Raw genomic sequence first — 15,428 nt, 5'->3', positions numbered from 1 at the left:
CCCACCGCCCCACCACCCCCACACCTCCTCGCCCGCCACTACACCCGCAAACACGGCCCCAACGCCTACTACGGCAACCCAACCCCCGAACCCGCCGCCTGACGTGCCCCGGGCGCCGGCCATTCCTCTTCGCTATTCCGGTGTCACCGCATAACCGGACACCGACGGCCAGCGAACCGTCACCAACACGGATTCCTCTTCCGCGAACCAGGAATGGTCCACTCCAGGGCCCCACACGACGTAATCCCCCTGCTGCTCCAGAAGAACGCTCCGCTCCGGGAATTCCACCCGGAACCGCCCGCTGACGAGCACCAGAAGAGCGGTCCGCTCGTCACCTCTCACCCATTCCAGGCGTTCGTCGCCCTGTGGATGGATTCCCCACTTGACCTCGACGGCATCGGTGTGGCGAGGGTCGCCAGCGTCCTTGAAATGACCGAGAAGCCATCCTCGATCAAGCGGTGCATCCTTGCCCGCATTTCCCACATATATGTTTCCGGTCATAAATCCATACCTTACCGTCCATCATTTTCGATGTGCACATAGGTCCGCACGCCGTGCGCATCCGTGATGTCGATGATGATGCCCTTCCAGTCCTCGATCGGCGGCTCGGGCACCGCGGCCGTCCGGTATTCGGCCTGCGCCAGCAGTTCCGCGGTCACCCGGACCCCGGTGAGGCGCTCGGCCAGTGCGAACACCGCCGCTTTGCGATCGGCACGGGTAATCTCTTCGTCCGTGAGGCCGAGACCGACCTCGCATATCAAGGAATTGAGCTCGTCCGGGGTGCTGCCGCCCCGGACCCTGGGCCATTCGAAATGAGTGCGCAACTCCCCGTTCTCGTACCAGTGGAAGAATTCCATGGGTTTCCCGCCGTTGCTCGAATGGGAGACAGCACGGGTCCCGGCCGAAAGGGTTTCCATGACGCCGGGCGGCCACGAATCCCCACCGAGGGACAGAACGAGAGTCCAATCGCCTTCCTCGCCCGGGACGGCGCACGCTCCCGCGAGGACGTAGGGGCCGTCCTGGCCCTCGGATTCTTCGAGGAGCTCCAGATGTCTCCGGATCAGTTCGTCGGCCCCCTCGCACACGCCCCTCGGCTCGGCTCCCGCCAGGGCGAGCAGCTGCTCAGGGGGGACTCCTCGCACCAGAGTCAGGGTGTATCCGCTCTCCAGGGCATAGCGGAACGGTGATGAGAAGTCGCGTATCCAGCCGTAGTCGGCCGCGGTCACTGTGGTCATGGAATGCATGCTGCCAGCCGCCACTGACATCCGGCCCGGCCCGATCGGTCCGGCCATCGATCCCCGATCGTGGGCGAACACCCTCGGCCCGCCAGTAGGGTAGGAAAGCTGCGGCCTCCCCACCAACACCCGTCCCCGCAAAGGGACATGGGCCGCAGCGGTCGAGTCGGTCTCACTGCGTGAGGATGAAACAACAGGTGCTGATAGCGGGCCGGTACCGGCTGCACGTCGCCATCGGACGTGGCGCGATGGGCGAGGTCTGGCAGGCGTACGACGAGGTGGGCGGCAGACCCGTGGCCGTCAAACTCCTGCACGCCCAGAACTCCGAACCCACCGCCGCCGCCCGCTTCCGGCTGGAGGCGCAGACCGCGGGCCGGCTCAGCCATCCCCATGTGGTCGGTGTCCTCGACTTCGGCGAGCAGGAGGGCCGGCTGTTCCTGGTGATGGAACTGGTCCAGGGCGACAGCCTCTCCCATGTGCTCGCCCAGGCGGGATCCTTGCCCGCCGAGCAGGTGGCCCGTATCGCCGCCCATTCGGCCGCCGGGATGGCCGCCGCGCACGAACAGGGCATCGTGCACCGGGACATCAAGCCCGGCAACCTGCTCCTCGACGCCGACGGGTCCGTGAAGATCGCAGACTTCGGTATCGCGCAGTTCATGAACGACCCCGGTGGCGCGCTCACCGCGACCGGCCAGATCGTCGGGACGAGCCTGTACATCGCCCCCGAGCGTGCGCTCGGCCAGCCCGCCGGACCGCCGTCCGACGTCTACTCGCTCGGCTGCGTGCTGTACCAACTCCTCGTCGGACAGCCGCCGTTCCGCGCCAGCAGTGCCATCGCCGTGCTCCATCACCACCTCGACACGCCCCCCGTACCGCCACGGGAGCTGGGCGTCGGGCTGCCGCCCGCCTTCGAGAACTACCTGCTCGGGCTGCTGGCCAAGCGGCCCGAGGACCGTCCCACGGCGGGGCAGGCGGCCAACTGGTTCGCCACGGGTGCGTGGAAGGGGCTCGCCGAGCCGCTCCCCGCGGCCGCGCCGCACCCCGAACCGGTGCCGGTGCCCCGTGCGGCCTACCGGGAGTCGCTCGGCGAGCCCCGGGCGAACACGGCTTCCGGGTCCGTGACCACGTACGCCTTCCCGACCTCCACCGCCAACACCGCTCCGGCCCACCGGACGCGGCGACGGCCGCGCGAGGGGGTCCGCGCCACCGCCGGACGCCGGTCGCAGACATCGCGGACCTCGCGCACTTCGCGGACGGTGGTCACGGTCGCCGCCGTGCTGATCTTCCTCGGGGCGCTGCTGGTCGGCGTGACGTTGTTCTCCCGCGACCACAGCTCGGCGGACACACCGGCGACTAACCCGCCCAGCGCCACCAGCCCCTGACGCGCCGACCGGCCCGTACGAGTCAGCGCGCGGGCCGGTTGTCCTGTTCTAGCAGTCCCGGTTCCTCGATGCAGTCGAGCAGGAACGGCACCAACCCCCATTCCAGCAGGGCGAGTTCCCACTCCTCCTGTATCCAGCCGCCCTCGGTCGCTTCCTCGCCGGACGCCGTGTCGTCCGCGCCGGGGAGGTCGTGGGCCGGTGCCTTCCACGACCAGACGAGGTCGCCGACGATCGCCCCGGCGGCCACGGCGCCGACGATCAGCCCGGCCGTCATCACGCCGTCGCCGACGTAGGGCCGCCCGACAAAGGCGCGGAAGGCGAAGCCGAGCGCCAGCAGCGCGACCGCGACGACGGCCACGAAGGCGAGTGCGGCCATCAGCCAGCCGCCGCCCCGCTTCCCGGTCCTGGCCGGGGAAGCGGTGTCGCCCCGAGCGTCCTGCCGACCGCCGGCCTCCACGTACTCGCGGTACTCGGCCGCGGCCGCCTCGGCGATCGCGGCCCGCTCCCGGAGCGCGCGCTTGCGCAGGCACTCGCGGTCGAGCTTCCCGCAGGACCGGCCCAGCGCCTCCCTGACCCGCCCGGAATCCAGCGCCCGGCACAGGAGCCGTTCGAAAGCCGAGCCGACGTCCGGCCCTGAATGCCCTGGATCCCGCATGGCTCTCCCCCGATGAATCAGTGCCCGCGGCAGCGGGCGCCGACCGCGCGCGTGAGCGGTCAGGGGAGGAGAGTGTAGTGGCTCCGGCTTACGGGACCATGAGAGGGACGTTCGACCAGGGGCGGTGCCCCGCGAGCCGCCCGCGTGATCCAAACAGGGAACATGATCCAGGTACCCGAGTCGGAACACCGTCCGGCCGGGACCACGGCCACGAGCACGCAGGTCTCCAGGACGGGCCCGCCGAATCGGCGCAGGCCGGCGCGGTATCGATAATCACGCACAATCGGTTTTGATCAGAATTCGGCATTGGACGCGGGGCACCATCGTCGTTCATGCTCAGAGGCATGTTCAGGTCTGTGACTGCTACGGAGTTCGGCCGGTGCCCGGCCGGTGTCTGCGTATGCCTACAGGGGCGAAGCGCTCGCCTGATGCCCTGCCTGACGCAGTGCCGAGTCGTCGATTTCGGCAAGGTCAAGTCGACAAGCTGTCGTTGAGCCGGTGACGGTCCCCAGCTCCTGACACGACTCGGTCCCGCCCCGACCGGCGTTCCAACTCTCTCCCGCAGCACGCCTGTTGTCACACCCCCAGCGCGCCGCAGCACTTTCCGCTGCCCCGTGCCGCTCACCCCACGTGTCCGGACAGCTACCGAGCCACAAGGAACAGACATGGTCACCGCATCCCCGTCTCCCGCTCCGGTGGGGCGCTCATGAGCTCCGCCACCGAAAGCCGACTGTTACCCGCAGCTCTCGACCGCCTGGACGAGGTGACCGCGTCGCTCGCGGCGACCGCCGCCGAGCACGACCGCACCGGGGCCTTTCCGCACGCGCCGATCCAACTCCTGCACGAGACAGGGCTGTTGACCGCTGGTGTCGATCCCCGGTACGGCGGTTCCGGCGCGACCTTCACGGAGGTCACGAAGATCCTGCTGGCGCTCGGCCGCGGCGACCCGTCGACCGCGCTGATCGCCGGCATGACCATCGTCCCGCACCTGCTCCAGACGCGGAGCCCGTGGCCGGCGGAGCTGTACGCACGGGTGCTGGCCGAGTCCGCCGTACGGCCGACTCTCCTCAACCACGCGCGGGCGGAACCGGAGATGGGCTCCTCGTCCCGTGGCGGCCTGCCCGCGACCACCGCGCGGCGGACCGCGACCGGCTGGTCGATCCGGGGGCGGAAACGGTACGTCACGGGTGCGGAGGGTCTCAGCTACTTCCTGGTGTGGGCCGCGACGGACGAACCCTCGCCCAGGGTGGGCAACTTCATCGTGCCCGCGGGTACCCCGGGCATCGAAGTGGTCCCCACCTGGCATCAGTTGGGGATGCGCGCGACGGGCAGCCACGAGGTGGCGTTCACCGACGTCGAGATCCCCGCCGAGTACACGCACGAACTGGCCCTGCCCGGGGCCGCACCGGTCCCCGGCACACTGCCCGGCAGCGTCCTGCTCCTGCTGTCGTCCGCCATCTACCTAGGGGTGGCCCGCGCAGCGCAGTCCCACGTGCACACCTTCGCCCATGACCGCGTACCGCCCGCGCTGGGACGCCCGTTGGCCACCACGGGCCGTTACAAGCGGGCGGCGGGCGAGATCGAGACCCTGCTCACCACCGCCCAGCAGCTGATCTTCTCGGTGGCGGACCGGGTGGACCGCGGCGACCCGGTCAGCGGTGTCGACGCACTGGCCGCCAAGGTCGTGGTCGTACGCCACCTCAACACCGCCGTCCACACCGGGCTGCAACTGCTCGGCAACCCCGGTCTGGCCCAAGGCAGCCCGCTGGAACGGCACTTCCGTGACATCCAGTCGGCCGGAGTGCACGCACCCGGAGAGGACGCCATCCTGCCGCTCGTCGGCGCGGCGGCCCTCGCGGCGGAGGCACCGGATGACTGAGCCGACCACATCCCTCAACAACCCCTTCAGCACCCGGAGTTGGCCCATGCGTCGTCCCACCGTGTCCGCGACCAGAACCGGCCGTCTCCTCGCGGCGACGCTCAGCTCGCTCCTGCTGCTCGCCGCCTGCTCGTCGGGCGACGGCGGCACCAGCGGAACGGGGTCGAACACACCGGTCCGGGGCGGCACCCTGACCGCCGCCGTCGACACCGAACCCGTCTCCTGGGACATCCACGCGAGCACGCAGGACGTCACCGCCGAGATCCAGCGCCAGGTGTTCGACTCGCTGGTCTCGCAGGACTCCCAGGGGAAGTTCCACCCCTGGCTGGCCACCAAGTGGGAGGTGGCCGACGACTACAAGAGCTACACCTTCCATCTGCGCGACGACGTGACCTTCAGCGACGGCACCAAGCTCGACGCCTCCGCCGTGAAGGCCAACTTCGACCACATCGTGGCCAAGTCCACCAAGTCGCTCTACGCGGCCAGTCTCCTCGGCCCGTACACCGGCACCCAGGTCATCGACGCGCACACGGCGAAGGTCACCTTCTCCAAGCCGTTCGCCCCCTTTCTCCAGGCCGCAAGCACCACTTACCTGGGCCTCTACTCCCCCAAGGCCCTCGCGGCGAACGCCGGGAAGCTCGCGGCGGGCGGCCCGGCCGACGTGGGCAGCGGACCCTTCGTGTTCAGCAGCTACACCAAGGGCCAGTCGGCGGTGCTGACCCGCAACCCCAAGTACGACTGGGCGCCCGCGACGGCCAAACACACCGGCCCCGCCTACCTGGACAAGCTCGTCATCCGGTTCCTGCCGACGGCGTCGGTGCGCGCGGGCGCGCTGACGAGCGGTCAGGTGCAGGTCGCGAAGGCCATCCCGCCGCAGAACGTCACGACGGTCAAGGCGACCCCCGGGCTCTCGCTCATCTCCCGGCAGGCACCCGGCGGCAACTACAACCTCTGGCTGAACGGCTCGATCGCCCCGCTCGACGACCAGCGCGTCCGCCAGGCGATCCAGCGCGGCATCGACATCGGCACGGACGTGAAGACGGTCACCTTCGGTCAGTACCCCCGTGCCTGGAGCCCGATCAGCCCCACCACACCCGACTACGACAAGTCCCTGGAAGGCAGTTGGCCCTACGACCCGAAGCTGTCCGCGAAGCTGCTGGACGAGGCGGGCTGGACCGGCCGGGACGCCCAGGGCTACCGCACGAAGAACGGCAAGCGGCTCACCGTCAACTGGCCCCTGCTGTCGATCCAGGCGACCCGCGAGGGCCGTGACGTCCTCGCCCAGGCCATCCAGGCCGACCTGAAGAAGATCGGCGTCGAGGTGAAGCACCCCAGCCTGGACCTCGGCACCTACAACACCGAGGTCTACGGCGGCAAGGCGAACTTCGTCGACCTCAGTTGGCCCCGGTTCAGCCCGGATGTGCTGTGGCTGTTCCTCAACTCCGGGAGCGCGCCCGCCAAGGGCGGTATCAACGCCACGTTCGTCAAGGACACCGACCTCGACAAGTGGACGGACGAGGGCCGGGCCACGCTGGACGAGAAGGTCCACACGGACGTCTACACCAAGGTGCAGCAACGGGCCGTCGACCTCGCCCTCGTGGTCCCGCTCTACACCCAGGTCTCCCTCGTCGGCGAGTCGGCCAAGGTGAAGGGGCTGACGTTCAACGCCAGCAACTGGCTGACGTACTACGACGCCTGGCTGGACTCGAAGTGACGGCGGCCTCGGCGACGGCCCTGACCCGCGCGGCCCTGCGGCGGCTGGGCTCGGCGGTGGCGGTGCTGGCGGGGGCGGCGACCCTGGCCTTCCTCGCGCTCCAACTCATCCCGGGCGACCCGGTGTCGGTGCTGCTGGGCCCCTCCAACGCCGGGTCGCCCGCCGTACGGGCCGAGATCAGCCGGGAGTACGGCTTCGACCGGCCCGTCGCCGTCCAGTACCTGCACTACCTGGGCCGGTTGCTGCGGGGCGACCTGGGAGAGTCGTACCAACTCCAGCGTCCGGTCGGCTCGTTGATCGGGGACCAGTTGCTGCCGACGGTTCAACTCGCCCTGGCAGCACTGGTGTTGGCCGTCGTCCTCGCGGTGCTCTCCGCGGTGGCGACGGCGGGGCGCCGGCCCGCGTTGCGCGCGGTCGCCTCGGTGTGGGAGCTGGTCGCCGCGTCCACCCCGTCGTACTGGGTGGGGATCGTGCTGCTGACGGTCTTCTCCTTCCGGTTCCACGCCTTCCCGGTGGCGGGCGCCGACGGCTTCGCCTCGCTGGTGCTGCCCGCCGTCACGCTGGCGCTCCCGCTCACGGGGGTGCTGGCGCAGGTGCTGCGCGAGGGTCTGGAGGCCGCGCTGGAGCAGCCGTTCGTGGTCACCGCCCGCTCGCGCGGGGTCGGCCAGACGGCGGTACGGCTGCGGCACGCGCTGCGCCACTGCGCGGTACCGCTGCTCACGCTGGCGGGCTGGCTCACCGGTTCGCTGATCGGCGGGGCGGTGCTGGTGGAGACGGTCTTCGGCCGGCCGGGCATCGGCTCACTCGTCCTCCAGGCGGTGAGCGCGAAGGACATGCCGGTGGTGATCGGTGTGGTGCTGCTGTCCGCGTTCGTCTTCGTCGTGATCTCCACCGTGGTGGAGCTGCTCTACCCCGTCCTCGATCCGCGGCTCAGGAGCGTCTGATCCCATGGCCAGTTCACTCCTCCCCGATCTCGCCGCCACCCTGCCCGCCCCTGCGGGGGTACGGCGGCGGTGGGCCGGACCGCCGCCGACCGTCCTGCTGGCGGGCGCGCTGTTGCTGGTCATCGTGCTCGTCGCGGTGGCACCCGGCCTGTTCACCGGCGGCTCCCCCACCGCGACCGACCCGGTGGCCGCGCTGCGCGCCCCGAGTTCGGCGCACTGGCTGGGCACCGACCAACTGGGCCGAGACCTGCTGACCCGGATCCTCTACGGCGCCCGCCCGTCCCTGCTCCTCGGCTTCGGCTCGACGGTCATCTCGGTCGTCGTGGGGGCGGCCCTCGGCCTGACCTCGGCGCTGGGCGGACGCGCGGCCGACCACCTCCTGATGCGGCTGGCGGACATCCTGCTGGCCCTGCCCGCGCTGCTGCTGGCCCTGCTGGTGGTCTCCGTGCTGGGCACCGGCACCGTCAACGTGATGACCGCCATCGGCATCGCCTTCGTCCCCGGCTACGCCCGGCTGGTGCGCGCGGAGGCCCTGGTCGTACGGCGTTCCGGGTACATCGAGTCGGCGGTCGCCCTCGGTCTGCCGCGCCGCCTGATCGTGCTGCGGCATGTGCTGCCGAACGCGCTGGCACCCCTGCTGACCCTGGCGACCGTCGGCTTCGGTACGGCGCTGATCTCCGCGTCCGGGCTGAGCTTCCTGGGACTCGGCCCCGCCGCGCCCTCGCCCGAGTGGGGCGCGCTGCTCTCCTCGGGCCGCGACTTCCTCCAGACGGCGTGGTGGATCGGGGTGTTCCCGGGTGCCGCCGTCACCACGACCGTCATCGCCGTCAACGTGGTCGGCCGCTTCGCCCAGCAGCGCTTCACCCGGAGGACCACGCGATGACCGTCACCGAACCACCGCTGCTGACCGTCGAAGGGCTGGACGTGACCTTCCGGCGGCGCGGCGAGGTACGCGCCGTGCGTGATGTGTCGTTCACGATCGGCCGGGGCGAGTGCCTGGCCGTGGTCGGCGAGTCCGGGTCGGGCAAGAGCGTGACCGCCCGCACCCTGCTCGGGCTGACGGGGGCTCACTCCACGGTCAGGGCACGGAAGTTGGACTTCGACGGCACCGACCTGGGCGCCCTGTCCGAGCGCGGCTGGCGTGCCGTACGGGGACGCCGTATCGGCCTGGTTCTCCAGGACGCCCTGGTCTCCCTTGACCCGCTGCGCACGGTGGGCGCGGAGGTCCGGGAGACGCTGCTCACGCACTCCCTGGCCCGGGGTGCCGAGGCGGACGAACGGACGCTCGCGCTGTTGTCGGACGCCGGGATCCCCGATCCCGCCCGCCGGGCCGCCGAGTATCCGCACCAACTGTCCGGCGGACTGCGCCAACGCGCCCTGATCGCGTCCGCGCTGTCCGGCTCACCCGAACTGCTGGTGGCGGACGAGCCGACGACGGCCCTCGACGTGACCGTGCAGGCGCAGGTCCTGGATCTGCTGGGCGGTCTGGTGCGGGCCGGTACGGCACTGCTGCTGATCAGTCATGACCTGGCGGTGGTGGCCAGGCTCGCCGACCGGGTCGCGGTGATGTACGGCGGTCTGATCGTCGAACAGGGTCCCGCCCGGGACGTGTTGAAGGATCCCCGGCACCCGTACACCCGGGCGCTGCTCGCGGCGGTGCCGACGATCGGCTCGAAGGGGCAGGCGCTGTCCGTGGCCGTACCGGAGCAGGGCGAGGCCGCGGGGCCCGCCGGCTGCCCGTACGCGGCGCGGTGTGCCACCGCCGACGCGCGCTGCCGTACCGGACTGCCGGTGGCCGCGGCGGACGGGGACGGGCATCTGACGCTCTGCTGGTACCCCGGCGCGCCGACTCCGCCGCGGGCAGCGGTGCGGCCCGTGACCGCTCCTACGCCGAGGTCCGAACTCGCCCTGGAACAGCCTCTGTTGGACGTGGTGAACGTCTCCAAGGGTTTCCGGGCGCCGAGCGGCGGCTCCTATCCCGCCGTGCGCGAGGTGTCCTTCCGGATCGGGGGCGGGGAGACGCTCGGGCTGGTCGGCGAGTCCGGGTCCGGGAAGACGACCACGGCCCGCATCGTGCTGGGTCTTGTGGAGCCGGACGAGGGGACCGTGCGTTTCGAGGGCGAGCCGTGGAGCGGTCTGCCGGAGCGGCGGCGCCGGGACCGGCGGCTGCGGATCCAGGTCGTCCACCAGGATCCGCTGGGCTCCTTCGACCCCCGGCACAGTGTGGAACGCGTCGTGGCCGAGGCGGTGGCCCGGACCGGGGTCAGGCGCGGCCGGGACCGCACCGCGCGGGTGAACGAACTGCTCGGCCAGGTCGGGCTGTCCGCCCGGCTCGGGGACCGGCGCCCGCTGGAACTGTCCGGCGGGCAGCGCCAGCGGGTGGCGATAGCCCGGGCGTTGGCCACCCGGCCCCGGCTGATCGTGTGCGACGAGCCGGTGTCCGCGCTCGATGTGTCGATCCAGGCGCAGGTGCTGGATCTACTGGCCGAACTCCAGCGGGAGTTGGGCGTGGCGCTGCTGTTCATCTCGCACGACCTGGGTGTCGTCCACCATGTCAGCGACCGGGTGATCGTGATGAAGGACGGACGGCTGGTCGAGACCGGTAGCGTAGGACAGCTCTTCGACCGTCCGGCCCACCCGTACACTCGCGAACTGCTCGCCGCACTGCCCCGGCCCGACCGGAGCCAGGAAGGACAGGGATCACCCGCATGACGACGGACATGGACACCGACCTGTGGATACGACGGTTCCATCCCGCCCCGGAGGCGACCGCCCGTCTGGTGTGTTTCCCGCACGCGGGCGGGTCGGCCGGCTTCTACTTCGCGCTCTCCCGGCTGCTCCACCCTCAGGTGGAGGTGCTGGCCGTGCAGTACCCGGGGCGCCTGGACCGCCGGGCGGAGCCGCAGGTCGAGGACATCGAGACGCTGGCCGGTTCGATCGCCGAGGTGCTGGCGCCCTGGTGGGGTGAGCCGCCCGCGTTCTTCGGGCACAGCATGGGCGCGGTGGTGGCGTACGAGACGGCCCGCCGGCTGGTCGCCTCGACGGGCTCGGGGCCTGCCGCGCTGGTCGTGTCCGGCAGACGGGCGCCGTCCACGACGCGCGAGGAGCGGCTGCATCTCGCCGACGACCAGGATCTCCTGGCGGAGATCGTCCGGCAGGGCGGGACTCCGCCCGCGCTGCTGAACGAACCCGAGCTGATCGAGTTGATCCTGCCGACCCTGCGCGGCGACTACCGGGCCATCGAGCGGTACCGGCACCGGCCGCCCACCCCGGCCGAGACAGCGCTCAAGGCCCCGGTCACCGTGCTGGTGGGTACCGAGGACCCGAAGGTGACGGCGGCCGAGGCGCGGGCCTGGGAGCGCCACACCGACGGTCCCACCGAGGTGCTGACCTTCGGCGGCGGCCACTTCTTCCTCACCGAACACCAGGAACGTATCGGCGAGTTGATCCGTGCGCGGCTGCTTCCGGGCGCCGCGTCCGCACCGTAGCGGAACGGATCCTCGTCGTTCTTCACTGCCCGGATGGACGTCACCGACGGCGTTGGCGTCCGAGCTACCTACTACGCAACCGCGACGTGTGGGATGTGGAGTCCGCCGTGCTTCTAGTCGAACGCGAGAACCAGATGACGCGACTGCGAGAGCTGCTGGCCGACTGTCTCGCCGGACGTGGGAGCGTGACCGCCGTGAGCGGCCCGGTCGCCAGCGGGAAGACGGAACTCCTGCATTTCTTCGGCGAGTTCGCGGGCAGCGCGGGTGCGGCGGTGCTGACCGCGACGGCCCGCTGCTCGGAGCGGGACATCGCGCTGGGGGTCGCGGGGCAGATCTTCCGGAACCGGCACTTCTCGCCGGCCGACCGCGAGCGGGCGCTGCGCCTGCCCGGGGACGGTTCCGGGATCGCGCCGTGCGACGCGGACCTGCTGTCCCACTGCCCGTTGCCCGCACAAGTCAGCCAGATCCAGTGGCAGTTGCTGCACGGGCTGTCGGAGCGGACCCCCGTGGTGGTGCTCGTCGACGATCTACAGTTCGCCGACGCGGCGTCCCTGGAGTTCCTGATCCAGATGGGGCGGCGGCTGCGCACCTCGCGGATCCAGCTCGTCGCGGCCGAGTGCGACACGGCGATCGGGGTGAGCACGACCGAACTGTCGTGGCGCACAGGGCTGTTGCGGGAACGGCACTTCAGCAGGCTGCGGGTGCGGCCCCTGTCCCCGCGCGCCACCGGGGAGATGCTGACGGAACTCGTCGGAGCCGACCCCGGGGACCGGGCCGCGGCCGGGGCGTGGCACCGGCTCAGCGGCGGAAATCCACTGCTGCTGCGCGCCCTGGCGGAGGACCACCGTGAGTACGGCGCCGTGGGGGCGCTCCCGGCCGGGCCGATCGCGGGCGAGGAGTTCGGCCGGGCGGTGGACGCCTGTGTCCGGCGTGCCGGGCGGCGGTTCCGCGACGCGGCCCGCGCGCTGGCCGTGCTGGACGCCTCGGACTCGCACGCCCGGCTGGCCCGGTTGCTGGGCAGGCCGCGACCGCAGGTCGACGAGACGCTGGAGGCGATGGACGCCTTCGGTGTCCTCGACGACGGGCGCTTCCGTCATCCGGCGGCCCGCGCGGCCGTCCTGGCCGGCATGTCGGCCACCGAGCGGGCGGCCCTGCACCGGGACGCGGCACGGCTGCTGTACGAGGCCGGGGATCCCGCTCCGGCCGTCGCCGTCCATCTGGTCGCGGGCCGGCACAGCGAGGAGCCGTGGGTGTTCCCCGTCGTGCTGGAGGCCGCGCGTGAGGCGCTGCGCCGGGACGACACGGTCTTCGCCGAGGCCTGCCTGGACGTGGCCGCCGAGGCCTGCGCGGACGAGGACCAGCGGGTGACGGTGACCATGCTGCGCAGCCTCGTCGACTTCAGGACTGACCCCGACACCGCCTGCCGGCGGCTGCGTCCGCTGATCACCGCCCTGCGGGAGGGCACGCTGACCGGCTGCCAGAGTGTGTCGCTGCTCGGGCGGCTGCTCTGGAACGGCACCAGCGACGAGATCGGTCTCGCGCTGACGCGTCTGGAGCGGGCGTCGGACACCCTGGACGCGGCCTCCGCCGCCGAGTACCGGGCCGCGCGGGAGTGGCTGCACGCCTCCCATCCGGCGCTGCTGCCGAGGGCCGCTGATCGGACGCGTGCACGGCGTTCGGTGGTGCGGGCCGCGGACGGGACACCGGGGCAGATGGCGGGCGTACTGAACCGGCTGCTGCGCTCGGGGCCCGATCCGGAGAGTGTGCGCGGGGCCGAACTGGCGCTCCAGACAACGGTGTTGGACGACGACGGCTTCGACACCGTGCATCAGGCGCTGGCCGTGCTGGTCTACGCGGACCGCTGCGATCTCGCGGTGGGCTGGTGCGACGCCCTGCTGCGGGAGTCGGCCAGGCGTGATGTCCCGGCGTGGCAGGCGCTGTTCGCGGCGGTGCGGGCCGAGATCGCGTTCCGGCAGGGTGACGTACGGCTCGCCGACCAGTACGCCCGTCGGGCCATGGGCCTGATGTCGCTGCGGAGTTGGGGCGTCCTGATCGGCTCGCCGCTCTCCGGTCTGCTGCTGTCCGCCGCGGCGACGGGCACGATCACGGACATCGGGGCGCCTCCGGTGTCGGCGCTGCCGGAGCAGCTGTTCCAGACCCGGTTCGGTGCCCAGTACTTGCAGGCGCGCGGGCGTTGGCGGCTGTCGGTCAACCTGCTGCACGGCGCGCTCGACGATCTGACGAAGTGCGGGCGGCTGTTGCGGGAGTGGGGCGTCGACCAGCCGTCGTTCGTGCCGTGGCGCGGTGACGCCGTGGCGACCCTGCTGCGGCTCGGCAGGACCGACGAGGCCCGTGAACTGGCCGTCGAGCAGCTCGCCATGGTCCCGGGCACGCAGCGCCGCACCCGGGGCATGGCGCTGCGGACAGCGGCCTCCGTGTCCGATCCCCGGCGGCGCGCACCCCTGCTCCGGGAGGCGGTCGACCTGCTGGAGGCCTCCGGTGACCGGCTCGAACTGGCCCACGCCCTGGCCGACTTGAGCGAGGCCCACACCCGGGCGGGTCAGGGCGACCGGGCCCGGATGGTCGCCCGGCAGGCCCACGACATCGCCGAGGAGAACGGTCTCGTCCCGCTCGTACGACGGCTGGCCGCCCGGGACTCCCGGGCCGTGGGGCCGGAGAGCGGCGCCGGTGACCGTGTCGGCGTCGGTGTCCTGAGCAGCTCGGAGGCACAGGTGGCGGCGCTCGCCGCGGCCGGGCTCTCCAACCGCGAGATAGCCGAGAAGCTGTTCATCACGGTCAGCACGGTGGAGCAGCATCTGACGCACACCTACCGCAAGTTGCGGGTGAAGGGCCGGGCGGATCTGCCGCTCTCACTGCTGGACCCGGACGGTCGGGAAGGAGGCGAGCTGCCGGAGCACCGGCTCCGGCAGGAGGCCGCGCGGGCGGTCTGACGAGGGTCCCGGTTCAGAGGGCGTCGGGGGCGGCCGGCAGCGGAAGTCCGAGCCGCTCCCGCAGAGTTGTGGCCTGGTAGGCGGTGCGGAACGCGCCCCGGGTCTGGAGTTCGGGCACCAACTCGCGGGTGATGGCGGTCAGATCGTGGGGCAGCGCGCCGGGCCGAAGCCGGTACCCGGACAGGCCCGCGCCCTGCCACTCCAGCAGCAGGTCGGCGACCTCGGCGGGGGTTCCGACGGCGATGTGGGCGTCGGAGGTGAACTCGCCGCCGTACGCCTCGTCCAGGCGCGCCTTGCGTTCGGCGGCCCGGCCCGGGGTGGAGTCGAGGAAGACGACGATGTCGGCGAAGACGTGCACCTTCTGGTCCGCGCGCCCGGCCGCGGCCTGCTCGGCTCTGATCTCCTCGACGGTCGCGCGGGCCTCGTCCGTGCTGTGCGGTGTCACCGAGACGACGTCGGCGGACCGGGCTCCGTAGCGGTACGGCAGGGTGATGTGGGCGAGGGTGAAGATCAGCGGGTGGCCCTGGGGGGCGCGAGGAGCCAGGGCGGGCGAGTCGATGGTGAGCCAGTCGCCCGCGGCTCCGCCGAGGGATTCGATCTCGGTGAAGCTGCCGCCGGGGTCGGGGTCGGCGGGGGCGAAGCGGCCGGGCGCGAGGTCGCGCAGCGCCTTCTCGTCGTCGACGCCGTCCCACAGACCACGGACCACCCGCACCAAGTCGGCGGCCCGCTCGAAGAGTTCGGACATCGGCCCCTGCACCTCGGGGGTGAAGATGTCGGCTATCACGATCGGACGGGCGGGCGTGGTCTGGGTACGCCAGCCAGCCCGGCCGCCGCTGACGTGGTCGAGGGTGGCGATGGCCCGTGCGATGCGCGTCGGCTGGACCTGGTCGACCACTCCGGTCGGCACAAGACCGATGTGTTCGGTGCGCGAGGCCACGGCCGCGGCGACGACCAGAGCGTCCAGGCGGTACTGGACGGGACCGGTGGGGCGCTTCGGCGGGTCCTCCAGCGTCACGAAGTCCAGCAGCCCGCGCTCGGCCTCCTGGACGAGTTCCGTCCAGTGCGCCAGGCCGAAGAGGTCGCCGTCGGGAGCGTCGGGACCCGCGCCCGCGGCGGGGTGCCAGCCGATGGTGTCCAGGGCGACGGCGAGGTGCAGGGGCTGCTGTTCGGTCATCGTCAT

The 15,428-nt window shown here is 71.6% G+C and carries 12 protein-coding genes and 1 pseudogene; 9 read left to right on the top strand and 4 right to left on the bottom strand.

Translation table 11 applies throughout. The annotated features are described in order from the left end of the window. Window positions 1-102: pseudogene (gene araD, locus ACWIHT_RS41160) on the top strand (L-ribulose-5-phosphate 4-epimerase); the annotation flags it as partial. Between the two features lie 30 nt (window positions 103-132). Here araD and ACWIHT_RS41155 read toward each other — a convergent pair. Continuing rightward, the gene (locus ACWIHT_RS41155) at window positions 133-501 is read right to left on the bottom strand and encodes a signal peptidase I (protein WP_456173693.1); all 369 of its coding nucleotides are present in this window, start codon (window positions 499-501) and stop codon (window positions 133-135) included. Window positions 502-512: 11 nt separating this feature from the next. Beyond that, on the bottom strand, window positions 513-1,235 hold the full coding sequence (locus ACWIHT_RS41150) for a DUF6461 domain-containing protein (protein WP_456173692.1): 723 nt from the start codon (window positions 1,233-1,235) through the stop codon (window positions 513-515). A 197-nt stretch (window positions 1,236-1,432) separates the two neighbouring features. Here ACWIHT_RS41150 and ACWIHT_RS41145 point away from each other — a divergent pair, with 197 nt between their 5' ends. Then, window positions 1,433-2,617, top strand: coding sequence for a serine/threonine-protein kinase (locus ACWIHT_RS41145; protein ID WP_456173697.1), 1,185 nt, complete (start codon window positions 1,433-1,435; stop codon window positions 2,615-2,617). A gap of 22 nt (window positions 2,618-2,639) precedes the next feature. Here ACWIHT_RS41145 and ACWIHT_RS41140 read toward each other — a convergent pair whose 3' ends face one another. Next, window positions 2,640-3,272: a hypothetical protein gene (locus tag ACWIHT_RS41140; RefSeq protein WP_456173691.1), complete on the bottom strand. Its 633-nt coding sequence runs from the start codon at window positions 3,270-3,272 to the stop codon at window positions 2,640-2,642. Between the two features lie 706 nt (window positions 3,273-3,978). Between ACWIHT_RS41140 and ACWIHT_RS41135 the strand changes: the two genes are divergently transcribed. The 7 genes from ACWIHT_RS41135 (at window position 3,979) to ACWIHT_RS41105 (ending at window position 14,248) form a co-directional block, all read left to right on the top strand. Then, window positions 3,979-5,151: an acyl-CoA dehydrogenase family protein gene (locus ACWIHT_RS41135; RefSeq protein WP_456173690.1), complete on the top strand. Its 1,173-nt coding sequence runs from the start codon at window positions 3,979-3,981 to the stop codon at window positions 5,149-5,151. Then, a complete protein-coding gene (locus ACWIHT_RS41130) occupies window positions 5,144-6,865 on the top strand; it encodes an ABC transporter substrate-binding protein (RefSeq protein ID WP_456173689.1) in 1,722 nt (573 codons plus the stop codon). The genes ACWIHT_RS41135 and ACWIHT_RS41130 overlap by 8 nt, the downstream gene beginning before the upstream one ends. Then, window positions 6,862-7,809: an ABC transporter permease gene (locus ACWIHT_RS41125; protein ID WP_456173688.1), complete on the top strand. Its 948-nt coding sequence runs from the start codon at window positions 6,862-6,864 to the stop codon at window positions 7,807-7,809. Before ACWIHT_RS41130 ends, ACWIHT_RS41125 begins: the two co-directional genes overlap by 4 nt. A 4-nt stretch (window positions 7,810-7,813) precedes the next feature. After that, complete coding sequence (locus ACWIHT_RS41120; protein ID WP_456173687.1) at window positions 7,814-8,692, top strand: ABC transporter permease; 879 nt, start codon at window positions 7,814-7,816, stop codon at window positions 8,690-8,692. Then, window positions 8,689-10,521 carry a dipeptide ABC transporter ATP-binding protein gene (locus ACWIHT_RS41115; protein ID WP_456173686.1) on the top strand — a complete coding sequence of 611 codons (1,833 nt, stop codon included), beginning with the start codon at window positions 8,689-8,691 and terminating at the stop codon, window positions 10,519-10,521. Before ACWIHT_RS41120 ends, ACWIHT_RS41115 begins: the two co-directional genes overlap by 4 nt. Next, the gene (locus ACWIHT_RS41110) at window positions 10,518-11,297 is read left to right on the top strand and encodes a thioesterase II family protein (RefSeq protein WP_456173684.1); all 780 of its coding nucleotides are present in this window, start codon (window positions 10,518-10,520) and stop codon (window positions 11,295-11,297) included. Before ACWIHT_RS41115 ends, ACWIHT_RS41110 begins: the two co-directional genes overlap by 4 nt. A 107-nt stretch (window positions 11,298-11,404) precedes the next feature. Further along, the gene (locus ACWIHT_RS41105) at window positions 11,405-14,248 is read left to right on the top strand and encodes a LuxR C-terminal-related transcriptional regulator (RefSeq protein ID WP_456173683.1); all 2,844 of its coding nucleotides are present in this window, start codon (window positions 11,405-11,407) and stop codon (window positions 14,246-14,248) included. 13 nt (window positions 14,249-14,261) lie between these two features. Here ACWIHT_RS41105 and ACWIHT_RS41100 read toward each other — a convergent pair whose 3' ends face one another. Next, window positions 14,262-15,422 carry an LLM class flavin-dependent oxidoreductase gene (locus tag ACWIHT_RS41100; protein ID WP_456173682.1) on the bottom strand — a complete coding sequence of 387 codons (1,161 nt, stop codon included), beginning with the start codon at window positions 15,420-15,422 and terminating at the stop codon, window positions 14,262-14,264. Between the last annotated feature and the right edge of the window lie 6 nt (window positions 15,423-15,428).

The organism is Streptomyces sp. NPDC002276 (assembly GCF_053891435.1).
Note: the sequence above shows the minus strand (reverse complement) of the source record. Positions and strands in the feature narration are given on the sequence as shown.

What these genes read in the sequence shown, in the direction of transcription:
- ACWIHT_RS41135 (WP_456173690.1), top strand. Translation starts at nt 3,979, where the DNA reads ATGAGCTCCGCCACCGAAAGCCGACTGTTACCCGCAGCTCTCGACCGC.
- ACWIHT_RS41115 (WP_456173686.1), top strand. Translation starts at nt 8,689, where the DNA reads ATGACCGTCACCGAACCACCGCTGCTGACCGTCGAAGGGCTGGACGTG.
- ACWIHT_RS41140 (WP_456173691.1), bottom strand. Translation starts at nt 3,272, where the DNA reads ATGCGGGATCCAGGGCATTCAGGGCCGGACGTCGGCTCGGCTTTCGAA.
- ACWIHT_RS41110 (WP_456173684.1), top strand. Translation starts at nt 10,518, where the DNA reads ATGACGACGGACATGGACACCGACCTGTGGATACGACGGTTCCATCCC.
- ACWIHT_RS41130 (WP_456173689.1), top strand. Translation starts at nt 5,144, where the DNA reads ATGACTGAGCCGACCACATCCCTCAACAACCCCTTCAGCACCCGGAGT.
- ACWIHT_RS41155 (WP_456173693.1), bottom strand. Translation starts at nt 501, where the DNA reads ATGACCGGAAACATATATGTGGGAAATGCGGGCAAGGATGCACCGCTT.
- ACWIHT_RS41100 (WP_456173682.1), bottom strand. Translation starts at nt 15,422, where the DNA reads ATGACCGAACAGCAGCCCCTGCACCTCGCCGTCGCCCTGGACACCATC.
- ACWIHT_RS41150 (WP_456173692.1), bottom strand. Translation starts at nt 1,235, where the DNA reads ATGACCACAGTGACCGCGGCCGACTACGGCTGGATACGCGACTTCTCA.
- ACWIHT_RS41120 (WP_456173687.1), top strand. Translation starts at nt 7,814, where the DNA reads ATGGCCAGTTCACTCCTCCCCGATCTCGCCGCCACCCTGCCCGCCCCT.